The organism is Micromonospora sp. FIMYZ51, assembly GCF_038246755.1.
Lineage (GTDB): Bacteria > Actinomycetota > Actinomycetes > Mycobacteriales > Micromonosporaceae > Micromonospora.
On sequence record NZ_CP134706.1, the window covers coordinates 6,796,056 to 6,808,705 of the forward strand.

At 70.5% G+C, this 12,650-nt stretch carries 10 protein-coding genes; 2 read left to right on the top strand and 8 right to left on the bottom strand.

Going from position 1 to position 12,650, the window contains the following annotated elements; genetic code table 11:
• Positions 1 to 607: 607 nt before the first annotated feature.
• The 7 genes from QQG74_RS30575 to QQG74_RS30605 form a co-directional block, all read right to left on the bottom strand.
• Positions 608 to 1,870 carry a sigma-70 family RNA polymerase sigma factor gene (locus QQG74_RS30575; RefSeq protein ID WP_341718079.1) on the bottom strand — a complete coding sequence of 421 codons (1,263 nt, stop codon included), beginning with the start codon at positions 1,868 to 1,870 and terminating at the stop codon, positions 608 to 610.
• Positions 1,867 to 2,202 (bottom strand): YciI family protein, encoded by a 336-nt coding sequence (locus QQG74_RS30580; RefSeq protein ID WP_341718080.1) that lies wholly within the window; start codon positions 2,200 to 2,202, stop codon positions 1,867 to 1,869. Before QQG74_RS30580 ends, QQG74_RS30575 begins: the two co-directional genes overlap by 4 nt.
• Positions 2,203 to 2,323: 121 nt before the next feature.
• Positions 2,324 to 2,857, bottom strand: a complete 534-nt coding sequence (locus QQG74_RS30585) for an alpha/beta hydrolase (protein WP_341718081.1) — start codon at positions 2,855 to 2,857, stop codon at positions 2,324 to 2,326.
• 190 nt (positions 2,858 to 3,047) lie between these two features.
• Positions 3,048 to 3,902 (bottom strand): hypothetical protein, encoded by an 855-nt coding sequence (locus tag QQG74_RS30590; RefSeq protein ID WP_341718082.1) that lies wholly within the window; start codon positions 3,900 to 3,902, stop codon positions 3,048 to 3,050.
• Complete coding sequence (locus QQG74_RS30595) at positions 3,899 to 4,540, bottom strand: hypothetical protein (protein ID WP_341718083.1); 642 nt, start codon at positions 4,538 to 4,540, stop codon at positions 3,899 to 3,901. The genes QQG74_RS30590 and QQG74_RS30595 overlap by 4 nt, the downstream gene beginning before the upstream one ends.
• A gap of 55 nt (positions 4,541 to 4,595) precedes the next feature.
• Positions 4,596 to 5,228: a hypothetical protein gene (locus tag QQG74_RS30600; RefSeq protein ID WP_341718084.1), complete on the bottom strand. Its 633-nt coding sequence runs from the start codon at positions 5,226 to 5,228 to the stop codon at positions 4,596 to 4,598.
• 41 nt (positions 5,229 to 5,269) lie between these two features.
• On the bottom strand, positions 5,270 to 7,222 hold the full coding sequence (locus QQG74_RS30605; protein WP_341718085.1) for a metallophosphoesterase family protein: 1,953 nt from the start codon (positions 7,220 to 7,222) through the stop codon (positions 5,270 to 5,272).
• Positions 7,223 to 7,435: 213 nt separating this feature from the next.
• Here QQG74_RS30605 and QQG74_RS30610 point away from each other — a divergent pair, with 213 nt between their 5' ends.
• Positions 7,436 to 7,960 (top strand): hypothetical protein, encoded by a 525-nt coding sequence (locus tag QQG74_RS30610; RefSeq protein WP_341718086.1) that lies wholly within the window; start codon positions 7,436 to 7,438, stop codon positions 7,958 to 7,960.
• A 106-nt stretch (positions 7,961 to 8,066) separates the two neighbouring features.
• Here QQG74_RS30610 and QQG74_RS30615 read toward each other — a convergent pair whose 3' ends face one another.
• Positions 8,067 to 9,710: a hypothetical protein gene (locus QQG74_RS30615; RefSeq protein ID WP_341718087.1), complete on the bottom strand. Its 1,644-nt coding sequence runs from the start codon at positions 9,708 to 9,710 to the stop codon at positions 8,067 to 8,069.
• A 176-nt stretch (positions 9,711 to 9,886) separates the two neighbouring features.
• Between QQG74_RS30615 and QQG74_RS30620 the strand changes: the two genes are divergently transcribed.
• On the top strand, positions 9,887 to 12,628 hold the full coding sequence (locus QQG74_RS30620) for a hypothetical protein (RefSeq protein ID WP_341718088.1): 2,742 nt from the start codon (positions 9,887 to 9,889) through the stop codon (positions 12,626 to 12,628).
• Positions 12,629 to 12,650: the final 22 nt, after the last annotated feature.

A 12,650-nucleotide genomic window follows, 5' to 3' on the forward strand; every position in this document is an offset into this window, starting at 1 on the left:
CCGGGACCGGTGACCGTGGTGGTGGCCGGCAGGTCGGTGTCCGGGCGGGTCAGCACGGCGTGGTGGCCACCGTCGCGGGGCTCACCGAGGTAGGAGAACTCCACGGAGGCGGTGCCCGGCCCGTCGATGCGTCCGGCCCGCACCAGCACCGGCCCGGTGTAGCCGGCGGAGATCCAGCGGAGCTTCACGGTGTAACTGCCGTCCCGGTTGCGGTCGCCGTCGCGCAACGGCAGGGCGTTGTCGGGCAGGTAGTCGGCGACCGGGTAGACCGGGCCAGACCCGAGCACCCGGCTGGCCTGGTCGGGGTTGGCCCAGGGCTGCGGCTCGGCGATCGGGCAGGGGTCACCCGGTGCCACGCTGGGCAGCCGCAGGGGTGGCACCGGGAACTCGCCGGGCAGGGCGGACCCGGTGGAGCCGGCCGGGGCGGAGGGCAGCGGGGAGCCGGTCGGGGCGGAGGGCAGCGGAGAGCCGGTCGGGGCGACCGCGGGAGTGCCGTCGCAGGCCGTCAACGCCCACCCGAGCACCGCCGTCACCGCCCACCCGAGCACCGCCGTCACCGTCACCGCCACCCGGGCACGTCGCATCACATCCGCAGTATCGACCAATCTCACCGGACCCGCTGCCCGGCGCGGTCCAGCAGGGCTCGGCGCTCGGCGTCGCCGGGGGTGCGGGCCGCCGCCGCCCGGAACAACTCCGCCGCCCGCTCGCTGTCGCCCTGCCGGGCCAGCAGATCCGCCTCCACCGCGAGCACCAGCGGGTAGCCGTCAAGCGCACCACCACTGCGGGCCTCGGCGAGCCGGGCCAACCCGACCGCCGGCCCGTACGCATAGCCGTGTGCCACGGCACGGTTCAGCGCGACCACCGGGCTCGGTTGGAGCCGGACGAGTTTGTCGTAGCAGTCCGCGATCCGCTGCCAGTCGGTCTCCTCGGCGTTCGGCGCGGTGGCGTGACAGGCCGCGATCCGGGCCTGCCAGGCGTACGGGCCGGGCTGCGACGACCCGGCGAGCAGGCGTACCCCCTCGGTGATCGCGTCGGTGTCCCAGCGCAACCGGTCCTGCCGGTCCAGCGGGACCAGGTCGCCGTGCTCGTCCCGGCGAGCGGCGCGCCGGGAGTGCTGCAACAGGAAGAGCGCGAGCAGCGCCGGCACCTCCGGCTCATCCGGCATCAGCCGGACCAGGAGTCGGGCCAACCGGATCGCCTCGTCGGCAAAGGCCGGCTCCCCGTCCGCGTCGTAGCCCTGGGTGAAGAGCAGGTAGAGCACGGCCAGCACCCCGGGTAGCCGTTCGGTGAGGGCCGGGCCCTGCGGCACCCGGTACGGGATCCGCGCGGCGGCGATCTTCGCCTTGGCCCGGGTCAACCGGCGGGTCATCGTCGACTCGGTGACCAGGAAGACCCGGGCGATGTCGGCGGTCGGCACCGCACAGATCGTACGCAGGGTCAGTGCGACCCTCGCCTCGATCGCGAGCGCCGGATGGCAGCAGGTGAAGATCAGCCGCAGCCGGTCGTCCACGACCTCCTCCCCGCCCGGCTCGGCGGTCGCCGCTGTGAGCGCCAGCACGGCCAACTCACGCAGCTTGCGCCGCTCGATCGAGGCACGCCGCAGCACGTCGAGGACCCGGTTGCGGGCCACCGTCATCAGCCAGCCGCCCGGATTCGTCGGTACCCCCTCGACCGGCCAGCGATCCAGGGCCCGGACCAGGGCCTCCTGCGCGCTGTCCTCGGCCAGCGTCCAGTCACCGGTGATCCGGATCAACGCCGCCACGATCCGGGGGTACGCGTCGACGGCCGCAGCCGCGACGGCTTGCGCCGCCGCGGCCCGGTCCGGGGCGCTCTGCTCGTCGGTGCTGCGGTCGCCCCCGGAGGCGGTCACTGATCGTCGTCGGCGAACGGTCGGAGTTCGATGCGGCCCGCCCAGGCCATCGGATGGGCGCGGGCCACCTCGATCGCCTCGTCCAGGTCCGCGCACTCCAGCAGGTCGAAGCCGACGATCATCTCCTTGACCTCGGCGAACGGCCCGTCGGAGAGGAGCAGTTGACCGTTGCGGACGCGGACCGTGGTGGCCGCCGAGGCCGGGGCGAGTCGATCGCCCTGGAGCCGCCGGCCGGCGGCGTCGTTCTCCGTCACCCACTCCTCGATGTCGGGGTGGTTCGCGTAGTCCTGGTCCGGCTCGGGGTCGGTGCAGACGAGCATCAGATACTTCACGTCAGGTCCTCCGTGTCTTCGTCATGGGGTGTCGCACCCGCATGACGAACGGCCCGCCACCGTCCGGACAAGCCGTCCGAACAAGCCGTCTACGAATGTCAGATGCCATTCTCGAAACGACTCAGCCGAGTTCGCTGATCAGCCGTTCGCCGTCCGGCCAGGGGCCGAAGCCGGTGGCGCTGTCGAGATGCCCCACCTCGCCCGCGTCGACGAGCTTCGCACCCCAGTCCCGGGCGTACTGCTCAAACTGGGGGAAGGTCGTGTACGGGTCGGTCCGGCTGGCCACCACGACCGCCGGGAACGGCAGCCGGGTGCGGGGCACCACCCAGGGCAGGTCTGACGGGTCGTCCGGCTCGAACCCGTCGATATAAGGCGGCGTGACGAGCAGCGCGCCGCAGATCCGGTCGGCGTACTCGGCGTGGTTGGCCGCCCAGACGACGGTGCTGATGCAGCCCGCGCTGTGGGCGATGAGGACGGCCGGCTCCGCCGACTCACCGACCGCAGCGTGCAGGGCCGCCACGTGGTCCCGCAGCACCAGCGGCGGGCCGGGCGGCTCCAGCGTCCAGCGGTACGTCGGATGGCGGCCGGCGAGCCACCGGAGCCAGTGCTCCGGTCGGGGCACCCCTCGGCCCGGCACGAGCAGGTGGCGGGTCATGCCGCCGACCGTAGCCGTGGAACACCGCTCCGGTCGACGGAGAATTCGTAGCCGCGCGGCAGGTCCGGCCGGTGCGACGCTTCCTTGATACCACGCGACCCCGGCGCTGGGCGTGACCGGCCGGAACTCGCCGCACTGGTCCGGACGCGGTCCGGTGCCGTGGCACCCGCCCGGTCGGATCGGGGTACGGCTAGGCGGTGAGGGCGGAGACGGCGGCGGCCACGTAGAGGCAGCCGCCGAGACAGACCGCCACACCGGCGATCGCCGGCGTCCAGGCGGAGACGGTGGACGCCATGGCCCACCTTTTGGTGTGCCCGGCCAGCAGCCGATGGCCCCGGATGGTCAGCACCCCCACGCCGGTGAGGGTCAGGGCCATCCCGGTGCCGAAGGCGAGCACGATCACCACCGCGCCGACCGAGCGACCGGTCAGCAGCCCGCTGACCAGGATGAGGAAGGCCGACGGGGAGGGCAGCAGTCCGCCGGAGAGACCGAGCGCAACCAGCCCGCGACGCGACCACGGATCGACCGGATCGTGGCCGTGGCCGTGGGCGTGGGCGTGGGCATGGGCATGGGCGTGGCCGTGGGCGTGGCCGTGATCGTGATCGTGGGCGTGGGCGTGGGTATGGGCGTGGCCGTGAGCATGGGCGTGGGCGTGGCCGTGATCGTGGCTGTGGGCGCGCCGGGTCAGGTGCCGGCGGATCAGGTGTGCGCCGACGCCGATCACGACGACGCCCGCCAGGACCTGGAGGCCGGCGGTGATCGTCGTGGTGCCGAGGCTGGCCGCCCCGCTGAACCCCGTCCAGGCCAGCGCCAGCACCAGGACGGAGAAGGTGTGCATCACCGCGACGATCACACCCAGGCGGAGTGCATCCCGGTATCGGCCCCGCGTGCCGACCAGGTAGGCGGCGGTGATGCTCTTGCCGTGCCCAGGTGCCACGGCGTGCGCGGCGCCGACGCCCACCGCTGCTATCAGCGCCACCCAGAACAGGGTGGCGTTGTCGAAGAGAGCCAGCAGTCGCTCGTCGAGCCCGCTGAGGCCGTTCATGTCGTGCTCCGGGTACGTCGTCGAGACAGGAGAAGAAGCAGCGCGCCGAGCCCACCGAGGGCGGTGATCCCGACGGTCAGGGTGGCGGTCGGGTCGAGCCGTCGGCCCGACCGCGAGAAGTCGACCCGGTGGGTGCCGTCGGTCGCGGTGAAGAGCGCCTCGGCCGGTGTCGCCGCCTCGGCGCGCAGCACCGTGCGGTACGCCTGGTTGAGGTCGGTCAGCGCGGTCACCGTGATGTCGAGCGTGCGCACCGGCCCGGGGCAGTCGAAGGTGAGGCGGGCGCCCCGGGCGAGCAGGTCGTCCAGCGGCTCCAGTCGGCCGGGGCAGGCTTGGCCGTCCTGACTGACCGTGATCCGCTGGCGGAGGTAGTCGCCGACCGTGCTGGAACGCGCCAGCTTCTGCTCGCCGGTGAGTTTTGTGGTTACCGCGCCCGTGCTCGGGTCCTCGAACGCGCCCAACGACTGGCCGAGCGCCACCCAGTCGTCCTCGGCGGGTTGCCAGGACAGGTCGACCCGGGTGCCGTCGGCGGCGGCGCGGGCCACCGTGGGCGGGCCGAAGGGATGTGCGGCGGCGGGTGCGCCGGGGCCGAGCACGGCGGCCAGGGCCAACCCGCTGGCCAGCATCGCGCGGTAGTTCATCGTCTTCTCCCGAGGAGCGGTGGGGGCCGCCGGGCGGCGTCCCCCACCCGGGGTGTCACTCGAACAGGGACAGGGTCAACGTCGAGGCGTACTCACCCGCCGCCACATCAGCCGGCGTACGCAGGAACAACTCCGCGTTCACCGTGAACTCCCCACCCGCCACGGCACCCGAGTCGAACGTCGAGACCAGCAACTCCTGATCCACCAGACCCACGTTGTTGCCCGGCTGGGTCGGCTCGTCGACCACCGTCACCACCTCCTCGCCCTCGGCCACCAGACCGGTGTCCCCACCGTCGAGCAACTTCGGCCGCCAACCCAGATGCCCGGCACCGATCGGCGCCTGACCACCAGCGGCAACAAAATCCGTGGCGCTGCCCAGCACCGCCCACGCCGAACCCGCCGGCACCTCGTCAGCGGTCCGCGTGTCGGTCACCGTCACCGTCGGCAACACACCGACGAACTGCCGCACCAGCAACGTCGACCCGTCCTCGGACAACGCCACCGAGTCACCCGCCACCGACATGGCCAGCACCCCCGGCTCCCTGACCTCCTCGATGTCGACGGTCACCTCGACATCCGCACTCTCCCCCGGCTCCGCCGACACCGGCGACGCCACCGCCACCGAACCGGCCACCATCACGCCCGCGGCCACCACCGCGAACAAACGACTACGCCTGGCTGTACTCATATCCATGCTCCGTTGACCTTCGTGATTGGGAATGAGGCGGGTCAGTCGCAGCTCAGCGCGGTGTACTCCGCCGCGATCTGCATGGTCACCGGCGCGCCGTCGACGGTTCCGGTGACCTTCACCGTGGCGGTACCGGCCGGCACCGACCCGGCGCGGGAGTTGAACGACTGGTTGGCCGACTTACCGGGCGCGACCCCGGCGACGGTCCGCGACCCGTACGGCGTGATCAGCTCGACGGTCAGCGGCACCTCGCCGCCGTTGCGGACCTCGACCGCCACGTACACGTTCGTGCCGACGCAGCGGGTACGGGCCTGCGCGTCGACGTTCCACCCGGTCACCGTGACGGCCGGGCTGGTGATCTTCTGGTTGGGGCTGGACAGGAACACCTCGTAGGCCCGCCCCGTGGTGACGGTGCCCGGAACGGTCAGCTCGTAGCTGATCCGGCCCAGTTCGTCGGCGGTCAGGTTGGCGACCAGGGTGCCGTCCGCATCGCTGCCGACCGGCCGCAGGTGGGCCGCGACCTTCTCCGCCGGGTCGTAGCCGTACGCCTTGACCTTGACCTTGCCCTTGGCCTCGACGGTGGTCCGGTCGACCGTCACCTGCTGACCGACGGTGTTCTGCGGGGTGCGCAGCTCGTTGACGGTGCGCTCACCGGCGTCGTTCTTGCGGATCAGGAATCCGTCGTGGTGCTCGCCGTTTGCGTACCGGGACTCGTAGCGCAGGGTGCCCGCCGCCACGTCGATGAGCTGGTAGAGCTGGGTGTTCTGGCTGGTGCTGGTCACCTCGGCACCGTTGCCGGTCCAGTTCTGACCGTTGTTGAGCGCGTACATCTTGCCGCCGGAGACGGAGACCGCGTACACCGTGCCCTCGTGCACCGAGGCCGACCGGCGGTTGGTGGCCACGTTGCCCCGGCCGTACGAGTGGTCGTGGCCCTGGAGCACCAGGTCGACGCCGTACTGCTCGAAGAGTGGACCCCACTGGCTGCGGACGTTCGGGTTGTTGCGGGTGCCGGTCGTCGAGTAGACCGGGTGGTGGAAGGTCACCACCGTCCACTTGTTCGGGTTGTCCCGCAGCACGCCTTCCAGCCAGGCGGTCTGCGCGGCCATCAAGGTGGCGTTGCTCTGGTGGTTGGAGTCCAGGGCGATGAAGCGTACGCCCTGGTAGTCGAGGTAGTAGACGGTCTGCTTCAGCTCCGCGTTACCCGGCCCGTTGTCCGGGTACGGGAACTGCGGCCGCCAGAACTGCGACAGGCCGCCGGAGTACTCGTGGTTGCCCGGCACCGAGATGTTGTTGATCTGGCCGTCGATGAAGCCGCTGGCCTTGTACCACTGGCCCCACTGCTCCTCGCTGTTGGCGTGGTCGATGAGGTCACCGGCGTTGACGATCACCTTGGCCTGCGGGCGCTCGGCGAACGCCTGCCGGAACACCCGGGGCACGGCCGAGTCGAGGTAGTTCTGCGCGTCTCCGTAGTAGATGAAGGAGAACGGCTCGAAGTCAGTGGCCGCCGTCGTGAAGTCGATCCACTCGCTCCAGTTGGTGCCGTCGCCGACCCGGTAGGTGTACCGGGTGCTCGGCTTCAGGCCGGTGAACTCGACGGTGTGGTAGGTCGAGGCGTACCCCAGGGAGGTGTTGACCGGGGTGCTGGAGAGGGCGGAGAGCCGGGTCACCGCGCCGCTCGGCGGGACGACGTCACCCAGCGCCCGAGGGGCTTCGAGGAGTTCGGCCCGGGCCCACTCGGCGGGAGCCTCGGCCCGCCAGGTGACCCGCTGCGAGGTGGAGGGCGTGGTGGTCGGGGTCAGCATGATCCGGTCCGGCACCGGGGACGGCTTGTGGATCTCGGCGGCGGGGAACTTGGCGGGCGGAGCTTCACCGAAGGCGGCGGGGCTGAGCGCCACGCCGCCGACGAGCAGAGCTGCGGCACCGATCGTCACGATCTTCGTCCGGCGGGCTCCGATGCGCCAGGCGAACGTCTGGTCGGTCACGACGTTTGTCACCCTTCAAAGAGGAGGCAGACGACACCGCCGACCACCTGGGGGTGTTCGGCGGGTCGTCGCCATTCGCCCAGCTCGGATCGACCGGACGGCGACAAGATCCTTTCCGGCGGATGAACAGGTGGGATGTGACCAGGAGTGTTGGCCGGCCCGTCACCTGCCGGTCACCGGCGTCTGGCGGCCATTCAGGAATTCGTTCCTACGATCGGCGGCACCATGACCGATCAGGGCACCTTCCCCCGGCAACCCGTCCGCCCCCGGCGTCGCCTGCTGCGCGGTGCCGGTGTCCTGCTCTGCGCGGCAGGGCTGCTCGCAACGGCGGTCGCCAGCACCACCCCGGGCGTCGCGGTGGTCAAGGACGAGCACTTCATCACGGCGCAGACGCCGGGCATCCTCGACATCGAGGGCGGCGAGTGCTTCGACGACCCGGCCGAGATACCGGAGGCCGTGGGCGTGGTGGTCCGCTACCGGCCGTGCGCGCTGACTGCGGACAACCAGTCGTACGGCTTCGTGCACGTCGACGACGACGCACCCTGGGATCCGGCCGCGCTGAGCGCGTTCGCCTGGGACGCCTGCCGTCGACTTTTCGACCGGACCTGGCCGGGCGAGCAGAGCGACGGGCTACGCCTCTACCCGATCATGCCGACGGTGGAGACCTGGGCCGACGGCGACCGGGACGTGATGTGCGTGGTCTACCGGCACGGCGGCCGGTTACCCGGCTCGATGCTGCCGAAGTGGTGAGCGGCTGCGCCGCACCCGACCAGTGGTGGCGCGCCTGGAACCGACACGCGCCCCGGCGGACCCGCTCACCGGGCCGCCGAGGCGCGTGTGCGCGCCGGGTCGACGATCAGCCGATCGCGTACGCCCGGATGATCGTCACGTCGGTGTAGCCGCCGTTGGTGACGGTGACCCGGACCCGCAGCGAGACCGCACCGGAGGCCGGGTTGCCGACGATCGCGGTCCACTTTCCGTTGATCTTCTTGACCTTTACCGATCGCCAGGTCTTGCCGCCGTCGAACGACGCCTTGGCGCCTATCGACTTCACCTTCGGGCTCGTGCCCAGCTTGGTGTCGGCGTACATCTTGGACCGGTTCAGCTTGAGCTCGACGTTCGTGGTGCTGCCCGGCTTCGCCCGGTTGTAGAGGTCCAGCCCGGCCGGCAGCATGGCGACCCCGTAGACGGGCGCGACCACCGACGTGTTCGGCTTCGCTTTGAACTTGTACGTGACGCTGGTCTTCGGCGAGAGCATCCCGGCCGGGAAGGTGATCTCCGGGTAGTACCGGCTCGCGGTGTTGGTGAGCTTGTACCAGCCGGCCTTCTTCACCTTGTAGCTCAGGTCGGTGCTCTCCGGCTCCCAGCCCCGGTCCTTGACCGTCTTGACGGTCTTGCCGCCGAAGATCAACGTCGCGGTCGCCTTGTCGCCGCCCTCGACGTTGCCGCGCGGGTAGCCGGGATCGGCGAACATCTCGTTGAGCGAGTAGTTGATCCGGCCGTAGACGGTGGCCGGCACGTACGCGGACGGGCCCCAGGCGGAACGGAAGAAGTTCAGGCTGTACGACTTGCCCGCAACGATCTTCCGTGGCGAGTAGTAGTGCCCGATGTTGTAGGACGAGCCGTCCTTGGCCGACCCGGAGCTGTGCACCGGGAAGTCCCACTTGCCGGCCGACACCTTGATCTTCGTCCGGTACGGCTCGTTGTTGTTCAACAGGCCGTGGTACATGTCGCCGCACGGGCGGTCGATCGGCTGCACCGCCAGGCTGCTGTGATCGCCTGCGGAGGGGCCGCGCCGGGACGTCACGTTCACGGTGGCGAGCGAGGACTGCTTGATCGTCCGCGACGGCTTGCTCGGCACACCGGTGGTCGCGTACATCACCGCGTACTGGGTGGACCCGGGGTAGCCGGATCCGTCGGCCCAGGTACGCATCGCGGCGAAGGCGTACTTCTTGGAGGAGTTCGGGATGACGTAGAGGGTGCCGTTGAAGTCCGAGCCCTCGACGGAGTAGCTGGCGGAGTCGGACCTGGTGCAGATCTCGACAGTGGTCTGCGCGTAGAGCGCCACGCTTGTGGGTGCCGGGCTGAGGCCGATCGTGACCTTCTTGCCCTTACGCGCGTCCACGGTCGTCTTGCTCGCGCCGGAAACCTTCACCGTACGCGCGCCGAGCGTCACCGTGGCACCGGTCTTGATCGAGGCGAGCACCGAGTAGTTGCCCTTCGGCAGCTTCTTCGGCTTGTTGGACTTCACCTTGTAGCTGGAGTTGGTGGCGAGGTTTACCGCCGTCGCGTTGACGGTGACCTTCTTGCCGTTGCGGTCCAGCGTGGTGAGGGTGAGCGTGTTGCTCGCGGCGACCGCCGGGACGCCGGCACCGAGCACGATGGCCGGCACGAGAGCCACGGCGAGCAGCTTGCTTGCCGCGCTGCGGCGGGAACGGAACGACGAGCCCAGGGCCGGTCTGGCCCGGGAAGGCAGAGAGAACAATTCCACGATCCCCATTGGTGGAGGGTGATCCCGGCGTACGACAACGACGGGGAGCTTGATCCTAGGCCAGGTTCGACCGATCCCGCTGTCCCGTTTTTCCTGGCTGCGATCAGGGCGCACGTTCGTCGGACCGGTGTGCGATCATGCTCGCCTGGCGTCCAGCGACGCCCATCCATAATGGGGGATTTCACATGCCTACCTATTCGGGCATTCATCGTTTTCTGGCGCTGACGACGGCATCCGCACTGGGAGTCGGCATCGCCGTGGGCGTCGCCGCCGCACCGGCCGCCGCCGCGGTGACCGCACCGACCGACCTGAAGAACGCCAACCAGCCGTGCACCACGACTGCGCCGGGGCCCTACCTGAGCCCGGAACGGCTCAACGACGCCCAGGCAGTGGTGCTCAAGGGCACCTTCGACCGCACCGGCGCCGGCACCGACCTGCGGGCCGACTTCGAGGTGTGGGACATCGCCGACCCGGAGCACCGTCAGCAATGGCTGCGCACGGTCGGCGACCAGAGCAACGAGGTCTACGTCCAACTTGAGGACCGCGCCCGGCAACTCGACGGCGTCACGTACGCCTGGCGGGTGCGGGTGCTCGACGGCGCGCAGGCCGGGCCGTGGAGCGAGACCTGCCACTTCACCGTCGATCGCAGCGGCGGACCGGCGCCGGTCGTCACCTCGGCCGAGTATCCCGCCGGCAGTTGGAACGACGTCGGCGCGATCGGCATCCCCGGCGAGTTCAAGCTGACCGCGGCGGCCGACGACACGGTCAGCTACCGGTACCGCTTCTACTCCGGCGAGGCCGGCGGCGACGACGACTACTCCACAGTGGAGGCCGACGCACTCGGCGGATCGGCCACCATCCGGTGGACCCCGCAGGTGGCCAGCTATCACTCGCTCACCGTCCACGCGGTCGACCGGGCCGGCAACTGGTCCGAGCGGACCGTGCACGAGTTCTCCGTCCGGGAGACCCGGCCGTCGATCTTCTCGGCGGCGTACCCGGACTACGGCGCGAACCTCGACTACAACGTCGGGGTGGCCGGTGCCTTCGAGTTGAGCAGCAATCTGCCCGACACGGCGTCCTTCGGCTGGCGGATCGACGACGACGGCCCCTCGGGCACGGTGCCGGCGGACGAGAACGGACGAGCCACCGCCATGATCACCCCGGCCCGGGCCGGCCGGCAGACCCTCTACGTGCACGCCGTCACCCGCGACGGCACGGCGCACCCCGCCCGCGCGTACCAGTTCCTGGTCGACAACGGTCCATGGCTCACCGGCGACACGGACCGGGGCGTGGTCATCGGATCGTCGCTTACCTTCCACCTCGCGCCGCGGGCAGCCGACGTGCGGGCGTACCTCTACTGGCCGGAGTACTCCGGCCTGGACGAGCGGCCGATCCAGAAGATCACCATTCCGGCCCGCGCGGACGGCACCGCCGATCTCACCTGGACGGCCACCGAGACCGGCCTCTACGGGCTGCGCATCCAGAGCCGCAGTGCGGACGGCACGCTCTCGGAGCCCCGCTGGACCTCCGTCTCGGTCGACGGGGCGGAACCGACGCTGACCCGCACCGGCGGCACCGACCTGGGCACGACGGCCAGCTTCACGGCCCGCACCCGGATGGTGAACGTGGACAGGTTCGTCGCCACCCTCAACGGCGATCCGGCCACCGAGAAGGTCGTCAAGCCGACCGCCGACGGCAGCGCCACCTTCACGTTCACTCCGACGAAGGGCGGCTACACCTACGTCCACGTGTTCGCCCAGAACGCCGCCGGGGTCCGCACCGAGACGGGTGGCACCTCCTGGACGGTCCTGGACGGCCCCATGGTCACCTCGACCGACTTCCCCACCACCGGCAGCGGCCGGCTCGCCGAAGGCACCTTCACCCTCACGCCCCGCCTGCCCGGCACGACCCGGTACGAATACTCGATCAACTCCGAGCCGTACGCCACGATCGTCGCTGAGCCGACCGGCACCGCGACGCTTACCTGGACGCCGACCTGGGAGGGTCGACAGGTTCTCTCCGTACGCAGCCTCACGGCGACCGGCACCCGCTCGGCCGACACGAGGTACGTGTTCACCGTCGAGGGTTCCGTCGTCGCCACGGTCACCTCGGTGACGCCGACCACGCTGCCGGCCGGCGGCGTCCGGACAATCACCATCAACGGCACCGGCCTGCATCTGCGCGACAAGATCGAACTGGCCCCGGCCACCGGAAAGGTCCTGACCGCCACGGTGCAGACGGTCTCGCCGGACGGCACCACGATGACCGCCGGGGTGAACCTCGCCTCGGCAGCGACCGGTCCGGCCACGCTTACCCTGCGCCCGTACGGTGCGGGTGACTCGTTGGTGCCCGTCGGCACTGTCACCATCGCCCCGCCCCCGGCGCTGCGCGCGGTCAAGAAGCCGACGATCAGCGGCACCGTGGCGGTCGGCAACACCGTCAAGGCGAATCCGGGCGAGTGGACGCCCGCGGCGACGTCCTACACCTACCAGTGGCTGGCGAACGGCAGCGCGATCAAGGGTGCCACCGCGGCGACGTACAAGATCCCCGCGTCGCTGCTCGGCAAGCGGCTCACCGTCACCGTGACCGCGAGCCGCAGCGGCCACACCGCCGCGAAGGCCACCTCGGCCGCCACGGCGGCGGTGGCCAAGGGCAAGGCACCCAAGGCCACGAAGAAGCCGAAGGTCGTCGGTACGGCAAAGGTCGGCCGGACCGTCAAGGCAAGCGTCGGCGCCTGGTCACCGAAGGCGAGCTCCTACCGGTACGAGTGGCGGCTCAACGGCAAGCTGATCAAGGGTGCCACCGGCCGCACGCTGAAGCTCAAGTCCTCGATGCGGAACAAGAAGATCACCGTGACCGTGATCGCCAAGAAGACCGGGTACGCCGACGGCCGCGCCACAAGCAAGGCGGTGACCGTCCGCCGCTGATCCACTCGGTGTGCAGCGACGT